Below are 21166 nucleotides of genomic sequence, written 5' to 3' on the forward strand. Positions count from 1 at the left end.
GGTCGTGCGATCTCTCGTCTTACGCTCCCGGAAGCTCGATGAAGCCTTCGAGCTTACGGATACGGGTGGGGTGGCGCATCTTGCGGAGGGCCTTGGCCTCGATCTGGCGGATACGCTCGCGGGTGACCTGGAACTGGCGACCCACTTCCTCCAGCGTGCGGCTGTAACCGTCCTTCAGGCCGAAGCGTTGCTCGAGGACTTCGCGCTCGCGCTCGGTGAGCGTGTCGAGGACGTCCTTGATCTTGTCCTTCAGCATCGAGAAGCCCGCTTCTTCCATCGGGTTGTCCGCGGACTTGTCCTCGATGAAGTCGCCGAAGGAGGTGTCGTCCGAATCACCGACCGGGGCCTGCAGCGAGATCGGCTGCTGGGCCATCTTGAGCACGGCGCGGACACGCTCCACGGGCAGGTGGATTTCCTCGGCGATTTCTTCCGGGGAAGGTTCGCGGCCGTATTCCTGCACGAGCTGCTTCTGCACGCGCATCAGCTTGTTGATCGTTTCGATCATGTGCACCGGGATACGGATGGTGCGGGCCTGATCGGCGATCGAGCGGGTGATCGCCTGGCGGATCCACCAGGTGGCGTAGGTCGAGAACTTGTAGCCGCGGCGGTATTCGAATTTCTCCACCGCCTTCATCAGGCCCATGTTGCCTTCCTGGATGAGGTCGAGGAAGGAGAGGCCGCGGTTGGTGTACTTCTTCGCGATCGAGATCACGAGACGGAGGTTGGCCTCCACCATCTCGGTCTTCGCCTTGAGCGCTTCCTTCAGCCAGTGGCGGAGCTGCTTGTTGGTGTCGTCGAAGGTTTCGACTTCATGCCAGCAACGCTGCTGGATCTCGCGGAGCTTGGTGACGAACTCCTTGTCCTCCGGATCAGCTTGGACCTTGCGGCCGTACTTCCAGAACTTCTGCTGGTAGTCTTCCACTTGCTCGCAGAAGTCTTCCACGACCTTCTGCTTGAAGTAGAACTTGGTGTAAATGCGGTGGAGGCTCTGCAGGTTCTTGGCGAAGGTCTCTTCCAGCTTCTTCTTGCCGCGGGGATTCTTCGCGGTCATCTGGCGGAAGAGATCGTCGTTCTCCTCGTGCAGGTTCTTGAGCTGCTCGCACTGCTTGGGCAGGATCTTCATGTAGCGCTCGCGGCTCTCGATCTTCTTGTCGAGGATCACGCGGTCGAAGCGCTCCTTGCCCTTCAGGAGCTTGTCGGCGAGGTCGAGATAGCACTCGGCGGTGAAGCCGAAGAGGTGGAGCTGCTTGGCCACCTCGATCTCCGCATCCTCGATGCGCTTGGAAATTTCCACTTCCTGCTCGCGGGTGAGCAGGGGCACCTGGCCCATCTGCTTCAGGTACATCCGGACCGGGTCGTCCAGGATATCGAGCTTCTGGTCCTTGGTATCGTCGACATCGTCGGCGTCGTCGTCGCGCTTCTTGTCCTTGTAGCGGTCGACCTCGGAGGCATCGATGATGTCGAACTCCATGTTGCGGAGGCGCTCCATGATCGCCTCCACATCCGCCGGCTCGACGAGGTCGTTCGGCAGGATTTCGTTGATGTCGTCGTAGGTGAGGTACTCCTGCTCCTTGGCCAGCTTGATCAGCTCGCGGATCTTCTCCTGGATCTCCGGGGTATCGATGCGGGGCTTCTCGCCATCGGCACGGGGAGTTTCTGCGGCGGGGGCGGCAGCGGCGGCGTCCACCTTCTTCGCCGGTTCAGCCTTCTTGGAGGATTCGGCGGCTTTCTTCGGTGCCTCGGCTACCTTGCTCTTCTCCGCCTTGGCGGCGGGCTTCTGCTCCTTCACGGGTGCCGGGGCGGCCTTCGCCTTCTCCGCCTTGGCGGGAGCGGCAGCGGGCTTGGCGGCCTTGGCCGGGGCGGCAGCAGGCTTCTTGGCGGGAGCCGGGGCCTTGGCCTTCCCGGCTTTCGGGGCTGGCTTCTTCGCCGCTGCGGCCGGCTTGGCTGCCGGCTTCACCGCCTTCGCGGGCTTGGCCGGGGCAGCAGCAGGCTTCTTCGCGGGAGCAGGCTTGGAGCCCGCTTTCGGTGTCGGCTTGGAGCCCTTCGATTTGGCAGCGGCAGCAGCTTTCTTGGTGGACATGGACAGAAGTGATGGGACGGGGAATTCAGGCAAAATTCTCCCATTATAGCGCAAGCAGACGTGGGTCCGAAGCGGGCGGGAATATTCGGGCCACTTATCGTAGCGTCAAGGATTGTTTTGGGGCCTTGAACCTGAGCGATTTGGACGGAAATCGGACTTCGGTTTCGCTTTCTTCACCGGGGCGAAGCGGTCGCTGAAGATGAAGCGTTGATCCAAGCCGGAGATCAGATGGGCGATCAACTTCTTCTGCTCCAGCAGCGGCATCATCTCGGCGTGGGTGAGATCGGGGCGGGACAGTTCGGCATCGATCCGGGCATCGCGCTTCAGCAGAGCCTTTGCACTCACCCGGGCCAGCGCCTCTTCCACGGCCCCGAGCCAGTCTTCCGGCGGGTCCACGTGGAAGGTGGAGTCGGCATGCAGGGCGAGGCGGTAGGACTCCTTCAGCCCGGCGAGGAAGGCATTCACGGAAGCGGGAGAGGCCGGATCGGGGCGGGCGGAGAGGATGCACTCCAGCACGGGCACACCCTCGATGTCCTCCGCGGCTTCGTGCAGGGTCTCGTACTGCTCGCCCAGCCAGTCCTGCGCGGGAGCGCAGTGGAGGGCGAGGCTGCAGAGGTAGCCGACAAGGGGGTCCATCGCCACGGGCTCCTCGCGCTCCGGTTCGGGCGGGGCATTGCGGTCGCGGGGCTCGGGCTTGTTCTTGGCGAAGCGGATCTCCCGCGCCACGGTGTCCCGCAACTCCGGCACACCGATGCGCAGGCGGGTGGCCACATGATTGATCATGTTCTCCCGCGTGACGGCATCCGGGATCAGCGAGAGCAGATTGGCGCAGGTCTTCGCGAAGGCGGAGCGCTGCTGCAGGCTGGCGAGTCCGCCGTTCACGGACTCACGGTCGATGCGGAAGTCGAAGAAGTCGGCTGCATTCGCCAGCATCTCGCGGAAGGCATCCGCGCCGTGCTTGCGCAGGAAGGTGTCCGGATCCTCGCCCGCGGGCATGCGGGCCACCTTCACCGGCAGGCCTTCCGCGGTGAGGATAGGGAAGGCTTTCGATGCGGCTTCGAGACCGGCATTGTCCGAGTCGAAGCAGAGGATCACGTTCTTGGCGTAACGGCGGAGGAGCTTGGCGTGGTTCGTCGTGAAGGCGGTGCCTTGGGAGGCAACCGTATTTTCGATGCCCTGCTCGTGGCAGCAGATGGCGTCCAGTTGACCCTCCACCATCACCACCGCACTTTCCTTCAGGATCGCCTTCCGGGCGCGCTCAAGGGCGAAGAGGACATGCGATTTCTTGAAGACGGCAGTCTCCGGCGAGTTGATGTATTTGCCACTGCGCGGGTCATCGCGGAGTTGTCTGCCGGTGAAGGCAATGACATCGCCATGCTCGTTCCGGATCGGGATCATCAGGCGATCGCGAAAGCGGACATAGATTCCGCCGCGCTCCTTCTGAACGAAGATGCCGGAGTCCACCAGGTCGCGACCGGTGAGCTTTTTTTCGCGCGCCCAGTCCATGAAGACGCGCGGGTCTTCGGGCATCCAGCCGATCTGCCAGCGCTCGGCCATCTCCTTGCCAAAGCCGCGGCCTTTCAGGTGCTCACGGGCATGGGCGGCATCGCGGGTGAAGAGCATCTGGTGGAGGAAGGCAGCGACCTCGCGATGCAGATCGAGCTGCTTGCCACGCTGGCGACGCGCGCGATCTTCCTGGGGATCGACGGCTTCCTCGACGACGGTGATGCCGGCTCGGGTGGCGAGCTTCTTGACCGCGTCGGAGAAGGTGAGGTTCTCGTATTCGCGGACGAAGGTAATGGCGTCCCCGCTTTTGCCGCAGCCGAAGCAATGAAAGAACTGCCGGTGCGGATTGATGTTGAAGGAGGGGGTCTTCTCGTTGTGGAAGGGGCAGAGTGCCTTGTATGCCGGGCCGGTCCGCTTGACCTCGATGTACGAGCCGATCACGTCCACGATATCCGTGGCGGCGAGGATCTGCTCGGTGGTCTCCCGGGAGATTTGGGGCACGGCGGGATTTAAAGGCGGGAGCGGGGGCGGGGGAAAACGGAATCGGGAAAAATGTGATCCCGTGCGGTGGGTGGAGAGTTTTGAACAGGAGGGAAGGGAGGGATGGAGATCAATCGGGTCTGTAGTTCTGGAGAGCGGAGAAGTGCTCTCGAGCTGGCGCCTTGGCGGGGTGGATGAGGGGAAAAGCGGCGATTCCCGCGTATAGTCTCGATGTGGATGCGCCGCGAAAGAAGGGACACCTGTCTTTAGCGCGAAGTGTTGATCGCAAAAGGGGACACAGGAGTGAAAAATCGGGAATAAAACTCCTACCGGATGGTGGAGAAAAAATGACCCAATTTTCGGATGCGGAAACAAAAAACCGGTCGAACTTCGCTCATCCGATGGAAACCATCGTTTAAACCTTAACGAAAAAAGAACCATGAAAGTCGTCCGTAAGAACGCCAAGGGTGAGAGCCGCGAGCTCTTGCTGAAGGAGTATTTCCTGAATGCCTACCTGATCGCCGCGCTGAAGCGCATGGGGGATGAAGTGGCCCGCCACACGCGCCGCGCGCCGGAGCCACAGCCGGTTCGCGTTCGTGCGGGAAGCTGAGTCTCCGGGATCACATTTGGCAGGTGCCGCGTGCATCTGCCGGGGCAGCGGGTAGATCCTGCTGCCGCTGCCGGGATGGCTCCCCTAGCGAGGTAGTGGTTCCGGCCAGAAACGAAGTCCTCCGGGATCCGGTTCTCGGATCAATATAGCTCATCGTGGCTTCGAAATGCGGAGTTGCCTCCCCCGGTGGCCTCGCCTAGCGTGAAATCAATGGAAGACCTCCCAATTTTGAGGTCCGCTCTGGGCTGGCTGGAACTGGGTTTACCAGAGGAAGCCCTGTCCGAACTCACCGCCTTGTCCGCGCGTGATCGCATGCGAAGGCATGCGCTGGAGCTTCGCTTGCTAGCAGAGATGGAATCGCGGCGCTGGAATGCGGCGGCGGATACCGGTCGGTTGCTCTGCATGAAGGAGCCGAAGGAGGCGCGGTTTTTCATCCATGCGGCGTATTGCCTGCATGAGACGGGCGATACCTTGGCAGCCAGGGACTGGCTGCTGCGCGGCCCGGCGACTTTGATCGAGGATCCGCTGTTCCACTACAATATCGCGTGCTACTGCGCGGTGCTGGGGGACCGGAAGAGGGCGGAGTCGCATCTGGAGCGGGCCTTCGAGATGGATGAGTCGCTGCGGGAGACGGCGCAGGAGGATACGGATCTGGCGGCGCTGCGGAGTGGCGATTGAGAAAGATGGTGAATCACGAGTGAAGTCTCACTCCCCATGCAAAATCTCCCTCTGGTCATTGGCGACCTGCCAATCGCGGAGTTCTTCCCGGGCGCGCTGGCGGATGGCGGGATTTGAGATGGATCCGATGGCGCGGAGGGCTTCTTCCTGATTGCGATTTCGGGCAAGGGAGGCACGGGCGATGGCGGCGTAGCCTTCGTCTCGCTGCCAGGAATCTGCGGGCATGGACTCAAGCCACTCACGGCCGGCGGCGGGATCTGCCATAAGCTTGGGAGTGACGGCATCCGTGAAGTAGGCGCGGAGTTCATCGCGCTGCGGCAGTTGCATCGCCCACGTGGCAAGTGTTTCAGGTTCGACCTCCATGAGATTCTGTGAATGGGCGGGGGCCCCACCGAGCTTCCGCAGCATGTCCCACTGCCCGGTTTCGATAGCTCGGTCGATGGCGAAGGTTACATGCTCTGATCCCAGGCTAAGCTGGGAGAGCAGGAGGCGCGCGGCCTGTTCGCGGTCAGCCGCGGGTACCTTGGCCCAATCAGTTTCAAGCGTCGCGAGGTCCGCATACTGCGAACCGTTCGCCCAGCCGGTCATGGCATTCAGGCGCTCGCTGCCTGCGGGCAGGTCGAGCCATGCCTCCATCCGGATGCTATCTTGGGGGCGTAGCGGCGCGGCTCGCCAGGCCAGGGCGAGATCCCGCTCCTGGTTCGTGATGCTGCCGGGGCGCAGCAACTTCTTCCGGAGAGCATCCGCCTGAGGGTCCGTTTCGACCTCCGAGAAGAGGAAGTCCGCCGCGTAGCTCTGGAGGCTGGGTGGCATCTCATCGATCACGGAGATCATGGCGTCCGGATCCTTCAGCGCGACCATCTGGGTCCAGCGCACGGTATTGCGCATGGAGCCCAGACCCAGCTTTGAGAGGGTCTTCCAAGAGGCCAGCGGCTGAGCCATGAAGGCCTTGTCGAAAGCACCGCGTGCGGCCCAGGGAGCCTCCGCCATCTCCGCCTTCAGGGCGGCTTCCAGATCGATCATCGCCCAAGCTTCCAGCAAACGCCACTGGAGGTCGCGGCGTCGGCCTTCGCTCATCTTCTGGCGAGCGAGATCATTCCAAGCACGCTGGTATTCCTCGGTGCGGGTGCTGGCGGCGGTTTTGCTCCGGCGGCGATCACTACTTGGTCCGGAGGCGCTGTTAGAGGCGTGCGCCGCAGTATCCTTGGCTTTCTGATCGGTGTCGTTCCTGCGTGTGAATGAGGCGGCGAGCGCGAGGCCGGTGGCGAGCGCCAACCCGTGACTCATGATGGTGCGGGCTTTCATGGTGCAGCGGGGAGGCGGCTCTTCAAAGTGGGGTCGGTGATGCCCGCGCGCAAGCTGGCGGCGAGTTCAGGGTCCTGTTTCTCAGTTCTCCTCGCGAGCGAATAGAGAGCCATCTCGCGATCAAGACCGGGTGGCAGCGCCTTCACCCAAGCGGTGTAGTGCTCGCCATTCCAATCGTGCTGGTAGATGCTGCTGCGGTTCCAAGCATCGAGCCGGTCTTCCCATTGCCCGGGACTATCCGAGGGGACCTGCTGGAGCAGGGCAAGGAAGGTCGGCGGTGTGGCATCCTTCAAATCGGTACGCGCGGCATAGAGGGCGCGCTGTGAACGCTCGTCCGGCGGAAGCGCGGCGAGGAGGCTCATGGCGGCGGCGGGGTCGTGCTTGACGAGGCGCGAGAAGACGAGATCGCGCACCATGTCCGGGCTGGAGGCGGCAATGTCGGGATTCGCAGCGGTGACGGCCGCCAGTACTTCCGCCGCGGTAGCTTCGCCGAGCTTTACGGCGCGCGGCCAGTCGTCCTCGTTGCCGAGGAAGTTCTCGATGTCGCGACGGCCGATGTCCGCCCGGGTCTGCGGCGTATCCGGCCTGCCGCTGAGGGCGAGGCGGTCTGCCAGGGGAAGCGTGGTATCCACGCTCATCTGTTGACGCAGGCGCGGATGATTGCGCAGCTTCTCCCGGAACGATTCGGGGACGGATTCATCTTCTAACAGATTTTTCATCCAATGCCCCCAAGACAGGTCGGGGCCGGGCTTGAAGGCGGCAATGATGTCCAGGGAGTCCTGATCGATCGCGAACTGCACAAAGTCCGCACTGCGGTCCGCCGGCCACTCGCGGGGCAGGCACCACATGAATTCGTTCCATGTCTCTTTGCTTGCACTGGCCTTCACCCTCGCGATGAGAGTGGCATCGTGTTGCCTAGCCACACGGTCGGCCAGGATGCTGGCCATGCCTCTTCCTTGCGCGTGCTTCTCAGCGACGAGGAGCATCGGCAAGAGGCTGGCGGGTTCCTGCAACTCCGCCTGCATGGCGAAGGCCTTCCCCAAGTGGTCGCCGACGAGGCCGTTGACCGGGCCGCTGAGGGTTTTGGCCCAAGCAAAGGCGGCTTCCGGATCCCGGGCGAGCCAGTGGTAGAGCAGGGCCGCGGCCTCAGGATTGAGCGGACCGGATTCGCCGGGTTCGGCGTGATAGGAGAGAGCGATGGTTTCGAGCGCGGCGGGGATATCATCCGGAATCCTGATCGAGCGGATTGCTTGCCCGATCTCCTCCTTGTCTTCGGGAGAGAGTCCGCGGTGATAGGTCTGATCCGCAGCGGTCCGGGCGGCATCAATGATCCGTTGGGCGCGGCGGGAGAGTTCTTTGTCGCGTGGTGAATGGTCCGAGGCGGGAGCGGTCTGCTTATCGGCGGGAGGGTCGGTTTGGGTCGTCTGATAGGCGATCCATCCTGCGCCCAAAGCAAGCGCGTGGGTAAAAGTGAGAAGCAGGGCTGGGGTTACCCGGGGCATGACTCGCAGGCTAGGGAGATATCATGAGCAAGTCACGGGGATTGCGAGGATGTAGCGGAAGCAGGAAGTGCTTTTGCTCCGATTGGGGCAGTAGCATTCGTTACCTTAGGTTTTGGATGCCTTGTTTCAGGGCATGGTCGTAGAGGGCCTCCCCGGCCTGGCGGCGGATGTCGGGGTCGCTGATGGTTTCCACGGTCCGATTGGCGGCGGGCAGGTCACGGCTTTTCTCGATCTCGCTGCGGGCAAGGGCGGCGAGTGCCTGGTCGCGATGCCAACTGCCTTCCGGAAGCTGCTCGATCCATTCGCGGCCTTGGGCGGGGTCCCCGAACTTCTTGAGCAGCGCGGTCTGATAGACGCTGGCGAGTTCCTGCTTGGCGGGAAGAGTCGCCGACCATTCGGCGAGAGCATTGGCATCCCCGGCCTCCCAATAGCGGAGCGTGCCGAGGAGGTCCGGTGTGAAGGCTTGCCACTGGCCGGTCTCGACGGCGCGGTCGAGGGCGTAGAGCAGGCCGGGGGACCCTGGATTGAGCGGCGCGAGCAGGAGGCGCGCGGCTTGGGCGCGATCGGCCTCCGGGATCTTCTCCCACTCCGCGGCGAGTTCGTCAGAGTCGGTGCGGCGGAAGCGGCTGGCCCATGCCATCATGTCGTGGGTGCGCTCGATGCCGGGTGCGGTATCGCGCCACTTGGCGAGGAGTTCCGGGGCGCTGCCCTCCGCGCTGGCGCGGGTGTAGGCATCCATCAGCCAACGCTCCGCCTGCTCCGGGGTGCCAGTGCGGGCGAGTTGGATGAGGAGTTCGCGCTTCTGCTTGTGCCGCATCAGGATGGTCGCGGCTTCCTTCTGGAGGTTTGGTGGGAGCTCGCGGGTGACCGAGACGAGGAAGGGAAGCTTGTGGGCGGGCATGGCCATGCACCAGTGGGCACCGAGCAATTGCATCGCCATCTTGTCGCGGGAGAGGATCTTCCATGCCTCCTGCGGTTGCTCGCTGAAGGCCGAGGCGAGGGCATTGCGGAGGGGCTCCGAGGTGTAGGCCAGGGTGCCGGGGTAGCGGGTGTCCCAAGCCTCGCCGAGGTAGGCCTGGATTGCGCCCTCCAGATCCATCTTCGCCCATTCGCGTAGCAGGTTGCCTTGGGCGCGCATGCGCTCTTCCGGTGCTTGGGCCTCCTGTATGAGGAGGCTCCATGCCTGACGGAAGGCGGCAGACTTGCCATCGCCGCGTCCGGCGGAGATGGCGGCGCGGTCGGCGGACTTCGCACTGTCCATCGCTCAGGATTCATCTCCTGGATTCTCACTGTCGGCCCGGGCCTGAGGATGGATGAGGCGCGGCAGTGATGCGGCCAAGGCAACCCCGACGAGCAGGGCAAAGGCATGCGTGAGGATGCGCTTCATCGGCTGGTGTTGATGCGGCTTTGGAGGTCCGGGTCACTCACCTCGCGGCGCAGCTCGGCGGCGAGAGCGGGGTCCTGCGCCTCCACGCTGCGGGCCAGCGAGTAGAGGCCCATCTCGCGATCGATGCCCGCGGGCAGATTGCGCACCCACTCCACGTAGGCCTCCTGCAGGCGTTGGTGATTGGTGGCGCCGCGCCGGTTCCATGCGTCCAGCCTTGCCTCCCACTGCTGCGGGGTGCCCGGGGGGATCTGCTCTAACAGTTCTAGGAATTTCGCCGGCTCCACCTGCTCGAAATGAGTCCGGGCGATGTAGAGCAGGAGGTCATTGCGCTCCGTCTCCGGGATGTTCTGGAGCAGCGGCATGGCGGCGCGCGGGTTCTCCTCCGCCAGCTCGCGGAAGAGGTGTTCGCGGGCCTTCGCGCCATGATCCCGCATGAGTTCAGGTGCGCCGGCTTCGGCCAGCTTGAGGATCTCGCCAGCATCTGCCACGCCGTGGCGGAAGGCGAAGGCCCAATCGCGATCGGTGGTGAGCAGCTTGATGAGATCGCCGGAGCAGATGGCGTCGATGTTGTTGCCGAGCTCGAGGCGCAGGGAGACGGGCACCTCCGGCGTGCGGGCGAGGATCTCGCGGGTCCATTCGTTGGTGCGCAGCATCTCGCGGAAGTCCGCCGGTAGCAATTCATCCAGCACCAGTTCGGCCAAGAAGTCGCCCTTGCGGCCTTCCTCCGAGAGATAGCCGATGATGAGCATGGGCGACTTGGCGTCGACGGCAGCTTGGATCAGCTCGCCTTCCTTTTCCGGCGGCCATTCACCGCCGGTGGTTCGGGCGAACCATTCCCCCTGCTGGCCGCTCATCATCTTGGCCGCGGCCAGGAAACCGGAGGCATCTGCATGTTCGCCAATCGAGCGACCGACCTCGGCCCGGATCTGGTAGTAGTCCGCGGGGGCATGGGAGACCATCTCCAGCGCCTTCTCTGCGCCCATCCGGCGGAAGAACTCCGGGCCGAGTTCGATGGCCACGCCATCGAGGAGCTGGAAGTTCTTGCTGGTCTCCTTCGCCCACTTGAAGGCGGCGGCGGGATCGCGGTCGAGGAAGTGGAAGACGAGTGCGCTGCGGCGGAGCCAGAAGTCATCGTCGTAGGTCTGACCCTCCACGGGTTCGCTCTCCTTGAGCGCGGCGGCGATGTCGTCGGGCGGCTGGAAACGGTCGAGGAACTCGCGCATTTCCGAGCGGATCTGGCGGGCGAGCTTGATCTGCGCGCGGGTGGGAGGGGAGGAGAAGGGGTCGTCCGGGGACGGCGGAGTGAGCGCCTTGGCCAAGTGCTCGCGGGCGGCGGCCTCCGTGGCGGGATCGGGAGAGAGCCGGATAGACTTCGCAATGGTGGCGGACGGGTCCGGGCGGCCCGGGTGCCCGGGGATTGGAGGGCGGTGAAGGTGCCCCAGCCCGCCACGAGGGCGAGCAGGTGGGTGAGGAGACCGGAGAAACTCCGCTTCATCATGGAGGCTTATCTCCAGTGATGTGGGGAGGGCAAGGAGATGTGTGTCAAAAACGGGGAGGTCCTCGCTCATGAGCCCCACTCCCATCCCCCGGGTGGATTCACCCCGCCGGAAGCACGAAGTGCTTCCGCTAAGATGGATGCCGTAGCACCACTGATAGCGCCCCGGACTACTCCGGAGTGATCACTAGGCGTTTGGGCCAGGCGAATTGCAGCGGCTTCTCGGCGTCGCCGAGGTCGAAGCTGTCGAGGACGTTGTTGCTGGTCCGGGCGGGCTGGTGCTCGACGCCGTCGAGGGTGAGCTGCTCGGTGTAGTAGGGGTCCTCGCCGAGGAGGACGAGTTCCTTGGTGCGGACCGGGGTGGTGTCGATGACGGCGAGCTGGGCGAGGCCGACGGCGGCGGAGCCTTGGTCGACATTCGAGGTGCCGGAGTGAAGCGGGCAGAAGGGGATGTTCTCCGAGCCCTTGCGGAAGAATTCCGTGAACTCCGAGGAGCGCGTGCGCGGGCGATTGGTGGCGGGATCGACGATGGTCTCGTAGCAGTAGGGCGTGGCGCGCTGGCCGGAGACGCTGCAGATCTTCACCTCCGCCACGCTGGCGGGCTGCTGGATGACCTTGCCGCCGAAGTTCGAGGCCGCGGCATTCATGGCGTCCGCCCAGACCGGCATGGCCAAGTCGCGGGAGAAGGCACCTTCGTAGATGGTCTTGTTCGGCTGCAGGAAGCCAACCCAGATGCCGCAGGAAACGCGGCCATTGTAGCCGAGGAACCAGTTGTCCGAGAAGTCGTGGGTGGTGCCGGTCTTGCCGGCGCCGCTGAAGGGCTTCTCGACGAGCATGTCGGAGAGGCCGCGGGCGCTGCCGTCTTCCATGCTGCCACGCATCATGTCGTGCACGATGAAGGCGGTGGCATCATCCACCGGCTCGAGGCGCACGGGCACCTCGATCTTGCGGCTGTAGACGGAGTGGCCCTCGGCATTCTCCACCTCCGTGACGAGGGTGAAGCTGCGCGGGGCGGTGGTGCCGCCGCGGGCGAAGGCGGAAATGGCGCGGACGGCATCCCGCATGGAGGCGGCTTCCCAGCCGGCGGCGATGCGCGGGAGGAGCTCCACATCCTTCATGGGCAGGCCGAAATTCTCCGCGGTCTTCACCACATTCCCCAGTCCGGCCATACCGGCGAAGCGGACGGAGGCGGCGATCTTCGAGCTCTCCAGCGCGCGGCGGGCGGTGATGCGGCCATCGTAGGTGGGGCGGGAGACTTCCATGCCCCACTCGCCGAGGATACCCTCGCGACCGCCGACCATCACGGAGCGGTTGTCCATCGGCTCGTCATCCACGGTGGTGGCGGGGCTAAGGCCTTGCTGGATGCCGGCGGCATAGACGAAGGGGAGAAAGGCGGTGCCGAGCGGTCGGCGACCCAGTTCGATCACGTCGTACGGCACGTCCGCGTAATCGCGACCGCCGACGTGGGCCAGGACCTCGCCGGTGCCGTGGTCGATCATGAGGCCTGCTCCCTGGAGATACTCGGGAGCGATGCCGGAGGACTTCTTGGATTTGAAATCGGCGCGCTTCTGGTTTGCGTAGCCGGGCACGGCCTCGGCGCGGTCCAGGCTGAGGCGCAAGCCATTCTCCATGGCGGCCTGAATCTTGGCATCGATGGAGGTGTGGATGCGGAAGCCACCGGCGGCCAGGGCATCATCCCCCAGCACGCGGCGGATCTCATCGGCCACGCGCTCGTAGAGGTGGGTCGTGCCGCGCTGCAGGGGCTTTGGATTCAGTTTCAGCGTCTCGCCTTGGAGCCGGGCGGCTTCGCGCGGGGTGATGGCTCCGGCCTCGCCCATGCGGCCGAGCACGAGATTGCGGGACTTGCGGTTGCCGTCCGGATTGTTGATCGGGGACAGGCCGGTGGGGTTCTTGATGCAGCCCACGATGGCGGCGCTCTCTAGCGCGGTGAGATCCTTCGGCTCCTTGCCGAAGTAGCCGAGCGAGGCGGAGCGGATGCCGTAGTAGCCGCTGCCGAAGTAGATGCGGTTCAGGTAGAACTCGAGGATCTGGGACTTGTTCTTGAAGTGCCGCTCGATGCGCTGGGCCAGGAAGGCCTCCACGATCTTGCGCTCCATGCCGGTTTCGTTCCGCTTCTTGCGCTCCTCCTCCAGATTGTAGGCATTCCGCGCGAGCTGCTGGGTGATGGTGCTGGCACCCTGAGTGGTCTCCCCGGCCTGGAAGTTCAGCCAGACGGCGCGGACCACGCCGATGTAGTCGACGCCGGTGTGGGTATCGAAGCGCTGGTCCTCCCCGGCCTTCAGGGCATCCACGAAGATCTTCGGGACCTCCGCGATGGGGATGATGCTCCGGTTCTGGACGAAAATGCGGCCGATTTCCTGACTATTCCGGTCCAGGATGATGCTGGGGATCTCCAGGTCGTTGATCCGGGCGAGGTCGTAGGTCTGGGCGCGCTCGCGATAGGGCTCCGTATACTTCTCAAAGCCGACGTAGCCGATGCCGCCGCCGAGGACGCCGAGGGTGATCAGGGTGAGCCAGAAGCCTTTGCGCTTGTAGAAGCGGCGCTTCCTCACCTTGTTGCCCTTGTTTTGATCAGTCGTGCCCATGCCGGATTCCCTTGGTGACAGTTGCCGGAACGCCTCCGGTGCGCCCTCCGCATACCCTGCGGAGGCGGGTGGTGCAATGCCGGGCTTGGCTGCCCGCTTGCGTGAGAGAATACTGCGCTCGCATCCGCTGTTTTTCCAGCATTTTATGACGGAGGCCCTATATAATCCTGCGGATGGCTACTACGCCCGGCCTGCGGGGCAGGTGGGGCGGGGCGGGGATTTCTTTACCAGCGTCAGCGTGGGACCGCTTTTCGGGCGGCTGCTGGCGGATCACATCGCGGCTTGGCACGCGCAGGCGGGCTCGCCGGGGCGCTGGCGGATCGTGGAGGCGGGGGCAAATGACGGCTCGCTGGCGCTCGATATCCTCGCGCGCTTGGATGAGCTGGGCTGCGCCGGCTACGAATACGTGGTGGCGGAGCCGCTGCCGCATTTGGCGGCGGCCCTGCAGCTGCGCAGCGGCCGGATCCGGGTGATCGGCTCGACGGAGGATTTGTTAGACGATCCGCAGCCGGGCTACGTGCTGGGGAACGAGGTATTGGATGCGCTGCCCTTCCGCGTGATCGAGTCGGATGGCGTTGCCTGGCACGAGTTGGGTGTGGGGGTAGAGGGAGATGGCTTCGCCTGGGTAGACACGGGCACGGCGGAGGCGGCGCTGGTAGAGGGTCTGCCGCAGCGGCCGGCGGGATATCGCACGGAGGTGAGGGATAACTACGGTAGCTTCATGGCAGAGATGCGCCGCGGCATGAGCCACGGGCGAATGCTGTGGCTGGACTACGGTTTCGACCGGGCGGACTACTACCATGAGTCTCGTACCACGGGCACGCTGCGGACCTACTCGAAGCATCGCGCCGGGGAGGATCCGCTGGTGAATCCGGGGGAGCAGGACATCACGGCGCATGTGGACTTCACCGCGGTGGCGGAAGCGGCGGCGGCGCTGGGGGGAGAGGTGCTGCGCTACCAGCGGCAGGGGCTCTTCCTTACCGAGCTGGCGCGGCCCTGGTTGCTCTCGCTGGAGGGGCGGATGGATGTGGCGAAGGAGCTGCGAGCCTTCCAAATGCTCACGCATCCGGGGCAGCTCGGGGCAAAGTTCCAAGTGATGGAACTGGGGTTCGGTGAAACCGCAGGGCGGCTCTCGTAACAAAGGGAGGGCCGCAGGCGTGTCGGCTCGAGCGGGGATGGACCATTCATCGGGGCCCGGGCCGATCACGCTTGCGGTGGCCCAGCCGGCGGATTCTCCAGCGGGGTTGGTATGGCAGTTGTCGCGCCGCCCGGTGGGAGGACCGGGAGCGATAAGCCCGGCCGCGGGGAGGAGCGACCGAACTTACGGAATGACTCTGCGCGGAGATGCGCAGTTATACTATTACGTGATCACGTCTCCCGTGCTGGCGAGCAATTTGCAACGCCAGAGGGCCCGCGGATGATGGAAGAATGATTTCCACAACGAGCCTTTGAGCGTGTTGGAAGGACTGCCATCGCGGTGCAGGTAGCCGAACCATTCGCCGTGCTGGGGATCACCGAAATGTTGGAATGACCAAGCGCGCAGTGCCTCGTGCCAGATGAGATACTTCGGATCGCGGGTGAGGCGATGGGCCATGAGAGTGGCGATGAGCGCCTCGTCATGCGGCCACCAGAACTTCATGTCGTGCCAGTATTCCTGCACGGGTTTGCCGTGGAGGTCGCGGAAGTAGAAGATGCCGCCGTGCTGCTGATCCCAGCCGCGCTGCCACATCCAATCGAGCATGTCGCAGCCAAGTTTTGTTAGATCGGAGTCATGGCGATGCATGGCTTCATCGAGGATGAACCACGCGGCTTCGATGGCATGGCCGGGGTTGAGGACGCGTCCGTCGAAGTGATCGACGATGCTGCCGTCGGGAGCCACGGATTCCATGACGACCCGGAGGTCCGGCTTTACGAAGAGGGTGCGGATCTCATCGATGCAGCGGTCGATCCAGCGGGTGAAGGTGGGATCCTCGCCGAGGTGCTTGCGGAGTTCTTGTGCTGTGACGAGGGTGATCATCCGCGAACCGATGCCGGTCATGGGGCGGGCATTCGTGAACTTTGGCGGGATGCGGCCCGGGGTGAAGTTCCAGTCGGTAAAGCGCTCGAACCAGTGGCGGGCCTTGTCGGCGGAAGCACTGTTCCCGGTCGCGGCGGCGTGGGCGGCGAAGGCGATGGCGGCGAAGCTCTCGCTGAAGGCGTAGCGTCGCTTGCGGATGGGTGTGCCATCGCGGGAAACGTGGAAGAACATGCGGCCATCCGCAGGGTCGATGCAGTGCTGTTCCAGAAAGCGGAGCCCGCTCTCCGCCCATGCGAGCCATTCGGGGCGCCGCTCGTGCTCCTGGTAGAGCGTGAGGAGCATCCAACTCATTCGGCCTTGGGCCCAGACCGACTTGTCGCTATCGACGAGGCTTCCATCGCGATCGAAGCAATGGAGGAATCCGCCGTGGGACTCATCGACCGCGCGTGGAAACCAGAAGGGCAGGCAATCGCGGAAGAGTTGGTCGTGGTAGAAGTCGGCGAGGCTCATGCGTGGAGGGCCGGCGTGCGGGCCGCCCAGTCTTGGAAGCCGAGTTCATCCAGACGGGTCATGAGGGCATCGACCTGTGCGCGGCTGGGATTGCCGAGAGGAAGGCGTGCGGGGCCGAGATCGAGGCCGAGGCGGGCCATGAGCGCCTTGGCCGTGCCGAGAAAGCCGGTAGCGGCGATGGCATCGATCATCGCGATGGACAGATTCTGCAGGCGGCGGGCTTCGGCGTGGTCTCCGGCGTGGAAGGCGGCGATGAGGTCGCGGTAGAGCTGCGGGGCCCAATTGTAAGTGGAGCCGACACCGCCGCGGGCTCCAGTGGCGAGGGCGGCGAGAAGCATTTCATCGACGCCCCAAGGCACGTCGTGATGCTTGCCGGCGACCTGAAGCGAGCGGCGGTAGGAGACGAGATCCGGATTCGTGAATTTGATGCCGGCCAGACTCGGGATGCGGGCGGGGGCCTCCGCGAGGAAGCGTTCCATGGGGAAGGAGACGCCGGTGAGGACGGGGATATCGTAGTAGTAGAAAGGGGTGTGCGGCGCGGCGGCGGCGATGGTGGCGCAGGTATCGATAAGCAGGCTAAGACTACCAGGCTTATAGTAGGACGGGGCCAGCGCGCTGATGGCGGCGAAGCCGTGCGATTCCGCGGCGCGGGCGAGGGATCTCGCATCCTCGATACAATTCCCGCCGACATGGGCGATGATCCGGAGGCCGGCTGCCGGGCCAGCTACGGACCACTCCCGATAGAGCGCGATCTTCTCGTCGCGGGTGAGCGAGTGGGATTCGCCCGTGGAGCCGGTGATGAAGACGGTGCGAATGCCGTTTGCGGCGAGAAAGGCGGCTTGCGGGGCCACGAGCTCCGGGGCGAGCGAGCCATCCGCATGGAAGGGCGAATGGGTGGCGACGACCAGTTCGTGGAGTGGTGGATCGAGGATCATGGAGTCTGAGAAAGGGTGCTTTCGGTATCGCGCGGACGGATCAGCAACACGAGGATGACCGAGATCACGGCGGCGCTGGCGAAGATGCTGAAACTGGCGAAGAGCGGGACGCCGCGGTCTTGAAGCGCGCCGAAGCCGTAGTCCGCGAAGCCGCCGCAACTGATGCTGACTAGATTCATGAGTCCGTAGCCGGTGGCGCGCAGTTCGGGCGGGGCGATCTGGCAGAGGATCGGCATGTTGTTGCAGTCGAAGAAGCCCCAGCCGAGACCGAAGAGGATGAGGAAAGCGATGGCGACCGAGAGTTGGCCGGTCTGCGGGGCGTAGCCGGTGCCGAACATGGCGGGCACGATGAGGCTCATGCCGATGGCGCTGATGTAGATGCGACCGCGCGGGGTGCGTCGCATCCAGCGATCGGCGAGGAAGCCGCCGATCATGGCACCGAGGATGGCGGCGGACTGCCAATAGAGGGCGGCGGAGACGCCGGCCTTTCCCTGGCCGATGTTGAACTCCGCCTTCAGGATGGCAGGCATCCAATCGCGGACGACCCAGCCGGCGAGGGCGGGCAGGGTGAAGTAGGCGACGAGGAGGAGGAAGGAGCGATTCGAGAGCAACTCACCCATGGCGGCGAGCGGCGAGAGGTGCGGCTGCAGCTCGGCCATGGGATCGCGCACGGGATTCCGCAGCAGGAAGAACAGGGGGATGGCGTAGACGATGCCGATGATGCCGCAGACATCGAAGGCCCAGCGCCAGCCGTGATCCGGGGAATCCGCGGCATAGCCGCTGAAGCCCCCGAGGATGACGCCGCAATAGATCCCCATCTGGTGGATGCCGATGGCCTTCGAGCGGGTGGGGCCGCGGTGGAAGTCCGCAATGAGGGCGAGCGCCGCGGGGATGTAGAGCGCCTCGCTCACGCCCATGATGGCGCGGGTGGCGAGCAGTTGCTCGTAGGTGCTGACCTGGCCGGTGAGCCAGGTGATGAGTGACCAGGCGAAGAGGCTGCCGGCGATGACATGTCGACGGCTGAAGCGGTCCGCGAGGTAGCCACCGATGGGGCTGACGATGGCATAGGTCCATTTGAACCACGCGAGAATCTTGCCCCAGTTCGCCTCCAGGCCGATCCCCGGGATGTCCGCCATGACGGAGGACTTCATGGTCGCGAGCATCTGGCGGTCCAGGTAGTTCAAGAGCGCTACCGGGACGAGCAGGGCGACAACGAGCCAGGCGCGGTTCATGAGCCGGGAGTGAAGAGGAAGACCGCCGGGGTGCGGACGCCGGGTTTTACCTCGCCATTAAAGAACACGAAGCCGTCCTTCCACGGCGCAGTGGGCAGGGTGACGGGGGGCGGGACTTGTAGCGCACCATCATCCGACCACGTGTTACGGGAAATATCGTAGCGGAGGATCTCCGCGGTGAAGCCCTTGTGAGTGGCGGGGGTAGTCTGGGTTCCGTCGTCGCCAGAGACGATGTAAATGGAGTGGCCCTTCACTGGAGCAGGAGAGGCGGCGGCGACGGCAGGGCGAGGGAGATCGGCAAGGCGTGTCCAGATGCCGGAAGAGAACTTCCATGTCTCCCGGAGGTAGCTGCGCTTGGGCTTGCCATCGGCATCCGAGGCAAGCGAGCAACCTCCGACAAGGTAGAAGGTATCCCCGACGGCGGCGGCCGAGGCGAGAATGCGGCCGGAGGCGGGAAGGGCGGGCGCTGCCTGCCAGCCTTTCGGCCGGTCATCCAGATCGAGGATGAGATGCGCGGCCTCCGCGGCGGTGGCCTTAGGCGAGGTGATGCCGCCACAGAGATGGATCCGGCGGCCGACCAAGGCCGCGGCCATCTGGGCAAGCGGCTGAGGTAGCAGTGGCCAAGGAGTGAAGGCGGGTTTGCCCTCGCGGAGCGTGAGGAGTGTGACCTCTGCCAGATGGCGGGAGGAATCGCTGCCGCCGATGAGGAGGATGCCTTCCGGCAAGGTGATGGAAACGCCGTAACCGTTCGGCGCGGGGAGCGTGCCGATGTTGTTCCATTTCGCGCTAGGTGAGGAAAGATCGAGCTCGAAGAGACGGTCGTGCCAGACCTTTTTACCGCCGTCCCATGGCATGACTCCATCCGGGAAATTCGCCCCACCGCCAGCAACCAAGCGGGAGCCGATGACGCCCGCGAAGGCACCGGCGAATCCGATCCGGTCCGGCACAGGAGGGAGCGGGGTCACGGGACCGGCATGCAGCGGTGACGCCATAAGTGCGGCGGCAGTCGCCAGCGGTCGGACAAGAGCGGGTGACACGGGTTCCATTTCGACAAGGAGAGCCTGCCCAACGCAAGCTGGATGATGAGGCTCCACGTCGGGGATTGAGACGAGGCAGGGGTGCTGGTCGGGTGGGCAAACCGGTTTGAGCGAGCGCTTGGCAATTTATGCTAGAATCGGGAAGGGCGGGGCGTCTTGGTGGGGTGATGAGATTGTCTGCGATCCTGCTTTTCCTTCTGAGCCTGATGTTGGCGCGTGCGGCGGAGACGCGGGTGCTCTTCCTGGGCGATAGCATCACCTATGACGGGCGCTGGGCGGCATGGGTGGAGTCGGCGTTGCGGAACAATGCGGCCTATGCCGATGCGGAGATCTTGAATCTAGGGCTGGGCAGCGAAACTACTTCGGGATTGTCCGAGCAGGGGCACGCGGGCGGGAAGTTTCCGCGGCCATGCATTCACGAGCGGCTGGGACGGGTGCTGGCGGCGTGCAAGCCGACGCTGGTGATCGCGTGTTACGGGATGAACGACGGGATCTACCAGCCGCTGGATGAAGCGAGGATGAATGCCTACAGGCAGGGGATGACGAAGCTCAAAGAGGAGGTGGAGAAGACGGGCTCGAAGATCGTCTTCGTGACTCCGGCGATCTTCCAGCCGGATACTCCGGAGAAGGATACGCTGCACTATGATGCGGTGCTGGATGCGCAGGCGAAGTGGCTGAAGGGCCAGCGCGCGGCGGGATGGAAGGTGGTGGATATCCGCCCGGACCTGCGGCTCTTCCTGGAAGCGATGGATGTGATGGATCCGGACTTCGTGTTTTCCCCGGACGGGGTGCATCCGGCCGAGCGCGGACACGCCGAGATGGGCAAGATGATCGCGAAGGGGCTGTGGCCGCTGCTGGGACTGAAGGGCGAGCCGAAGATGGCGTCAGAGAGGAACTTCCCCCTGCTGAAGAAGCATGCGGACCTGCTGAGGGATGCGTATCTCACGGAGACAAAACACACGCGGCCGGGTGTGCCGGAAGGCAAGCCGGTGCCTGAGGCGACGGCGGAATCCAAGAGACTGTTAGAGGTCTATCAAGCTGTGAACAGGGCGAAGAAGTCGATGTGGAACGGGCATCCAATGGAGGAGTTTACAGCCGACGGGAGGTCGGCGCTGTTGGTGATGCCACGGAATGGAATCCAGCCGGGTTCGCCATGGATCTGGCGTACGGAATTTTTCGGGCATGAGCCGCAGGCGGACATCTCTCTGCTGAACCGGGGCTTCTGCGTGGCCTACATCGACATGCAGGACATGTACGGTTCACCGAAGGCGATGGGGCACATGGATGCGTTCTACGATTTCCTCCGGACCGGCTACGATGTCTCGCCGAAGGTCGTGCTGGAGGGCTTCAGCCGGGGCGGGCTCTTCGCCTTCAACTGGGCGGCGCTGCACCCCGGGCAAGTGGCGGGGCTGTATGTGGATGCGCCGGTGTGCGACTTCAAAAGTTGGCCGGGCGGCAAGGGAGTGGGTCCGGGAAGCGCGGGAGATTGGGAGAAGCTGTTGAAAGTATATGGCATGACCGAGGCCGAGGCGCTGGCCTACACCAAGAACCCGGTGGACAACCTGGAGCCCTTGGCGAAAGCGGGGATCCCGATCTTCGCGGTGATCGGGGACGCGGACGAAGGCGTACCGGTCGGCGAGAACATCGATATCGTGGAGAAGCGCTACAAGCTCTTCGGCGGGAAGATCGAGGTGATCCGCAAGCCGGGAGGGAAGCATCACCCGCATAGCCTACCGGATCCGACGCCGATCGTGGAAGCGGTGATGAAGATGGTGGGGCGGTGAAC

16 protein-coding genes are annotated in these 21166 nt (G+C 64.2%); 4 read left to right on the forward strand and 12 right to left on the reverse strand.

The window, feature by feature from the left end; translation table 11 throughout:
• Positions 1 to 19 precede the first annotated feature (19 nt).
• Together rpoD and dnaG are read right to left on the reverse strand one after the other, a co-directional pair.
• Positions 20 to 2080, reverse strand: coding sequence for an RNA polymerase sigma factor RpoD (rpoD, locus tag OJ996_RS26335; RefSeq protein ID WP_319800679.1), 2061 nt, complete (start codon positions 2078 to 2080; stop codon positions 20 to 22).
• Between the two features lie 105 nt (positions 2081 to 2185).
• Positions 2186 to 4087 carry a DNA primase gene (dnaG, locus tag OJ996_RS00690; RefSeq protein ID WP_264510119.1) on the reverse strand — a complete coding sequence of 634 codons (1902 nt, stop codon included), beginning with the start codon at positions 4085 to 4087 and terminating at the stop codon, positions 2186 to 2188.
• A gap of 418 nt (positions 4088 to 4505) precedes the next feature.
• Between dnaG and OJ996_RS00695 the strand changes: the two genes are divergently transcribed.
• Positions 4506 to 4676 (forward strand): hypothetical protein, encoded by a 171-nt coding sequence (locus OJ996_RS00695; protein ID WP_264510121.1) that lies wholly within the window; start codon positions 4506 to 4508, stop codon positions 4674 to 4676.
• A 210-nt stretch (positions 4677 to 4886) separates the two neighbouring features.
• Positions 4887 to 5354, forward strand: coding sequence for a TPR end-of-group domain-containing protein (locus tag OJ996_RS00700; protein ID WP_264510123.1), 468 nt, complete (start codon positions 4887 to 4889; stop codon positions 5352 to 5354).
• Positions 5355 to 5381: 27 nt separating this feature from the next.
• Here the strand turns inward: OJ996_RS00700 and OJ996_RS00705 are convergent, their stop codons facing one another.
• From OJ996_RS00705 to OJ996_RS00730, 6 genes are all read right to left on the reverse strand, one after another.
• Positions 5382 to 6659 (reverse strand): hypothetical protein, encoded by a 1278-nt coding sequence (locus tag OJ996_RS00705; RefSeq protein ID WP_264510125.1) that lies wholly within the window; start codon positions 6657 to 6659, stop codon positions 5382 to 5384.
• Positions 6656 to 8161 carry a hypothetical protein gene (locus tag OJ996_RS00710; RefSeq protein WP_264510127.1) on the reverse strand — a complete coding sequence of 502 codons (1506 nt, stop codon included), beginning with the start codon at positions 8159 to 8161 and terminating at the stop codon, positions 6656 to 6658. Before OJ996_RS00710 ends, OJ996_RS00705 begins: the two co-directional genes overlap by 4 nt.
• A gap of 100 nt (positions 8162 to 8261) precedes the next feature.
• Positions 8262 to 9422 (reverse strand): hypothetical protein, encoded by a 1161-nt coding sequence (locus tag OJ996_RS00715; RefSeq protein WP_264510129.1) that lies wholly within the window; start codon positions 9420 to 9422, stop codon positions 8262 to 8264.
• A 3-nt stretch (positions 9423 to 9425) separates the two neighbouring features.
• Positions 9426 to 9548, reverse strand: coding sequence for a hypothetical protein (locus OJ996_RS00720; RefSeq protein WP_264510131.1), 123 nt, complete (start codon positions 9546 to 9548; stop codon positions 9426 to 9428).
• Positions 9545 to 10867, reverse strand: a complete 1323-nt coding sequence (locus tag OJ996_RS00725) for a hypothetical protein (RefSeq protein ID WP_264510132.1) — start codon at positions 10865 to 10867, stop codon at positions 9545 to 9547. The genes OJ996_RS00720 and OJ996_RS00725 overlap by 4 nt, the downstream gene beginning before the upstream one ends.
• A 346-nt stretch (positions 10868 to 11213) precedes the next feature.
• Complete coding sequence (locus OJ996_RS00730) at positions 11214 to 13649, reverse strand: transglycosylase domain-containing protein (protein ID WP_264510134.1); 2436 nt, start codon at positions 13647 to 13649, stop codon at positions 11214 to 11216.
• Positions 13650 to 13794: 145 nt separating this feature from the next.
• Between OJ996_RS00730 and OJ996_RS00735 the strand changes: the two genes are divergently transcribed.
• Positions 13795 to 14787: a class I SAM-dependent methyltransferase gene (locus OJ996_RS00735; RefSeq protein ID WP_264510136.1), complete on the forward strand. Its 993-nt coding sequence runs from the start codon at positions 13795 to 13797 to the stop codon at positions 14785 to 14787.
• A 222-nt stretch (positions 14788 to 15009) separates the two neighbouring features.
• On the opposite strand, the gene OJ996_RS00740 is transcribed toward OJ996_RS00735, so the two are convergent.
• The 4 genes from OJ996_RS00740 to OJ996_RS00755 are packed head-to-tail and all read right to left on the reverse strand — an operon-like array spanning position 15010 to position 19380.
• Positions 15010 to 16176, reverse strand: coding sequence for an AGE family epimerase/isomerase (locus tag OJ996_RS00740; protein WP_264510138.1), 1167 nt, complete (start codon positions 16174 to 16176; stop codon positions 15010 to 15012).
• The gene (locus OJ996_RS00745) at positions 16173 to 17111 is read right to left on the reverse strand and encodes a dihydrodipicolinate synthase family protein (protein ID WP_264510140.1); all 939 of its coding nucleotides are present in this window, start codon (positions 17109 to 17111) and stop codon (positions 16173 to 16175) included. Before OJ996_RS00745 ends, OJ996_RS00740 begins: the two co-directional genes overlap by 4 nt.
• On the reverse strand, positions 17108 to 18343 hold the full coding sequence (locus OJ996_RS00750; protein ID WP_264510142.1) for an MFS transporter: 1236 nt from the start codon (positions 18341 to 18343) through the stop codon (positions 17108 to 17110). The genes OJ996_RS00745 and OJ996_RS00750 overlap by 4 nt, the downstream gene beginning before the upstream one ends.
• A complete protein-coding gene (locus tag OJ996_RS00755) occupies positions 18340 to 19380 on the reverse strand; it encodes a tRNA wybutosine-synthesizing protein 4 beta-propeller domain-containing protein (protein ID WP_264510144.1) in 1041 nt (346 codons plus the stop codon). Before OJ996_RS00755 ends, OJ996_RS00750 begins: the two co-directional genes overlap by 4 nt.
• Positions 19381 to 19547: 167 nt before the next feature.
• Between OJ996_RS00755 and OJ996_RS00760 the strand changes: the two genes are divergently transcribed.
• Entirely contained in the window at positions 19548 to 21164 is a 1617-nt protein-coding gene (locus OJ996_RS00760) for a GDSL-type esterase/lipase family protein (protein ID WP_264510146.1), read from the forward strand.
• The last annotated feature ends 2 nt before the right edge of the window (positions 21165 to 21166 follow it).

The sequence above is a fragment of the Luteolibacter rhizosphaerae genome, from assembly GCF_025950095.1.
In the GTDB taxonomy this organism is placed as follows: Bacteria; Verrucomicrobiota; Verrucomicrobiia; order Verrucomicrobiales; family Akkermansiaceae; genus Haloferula; species Haloferula rhizosphaerae.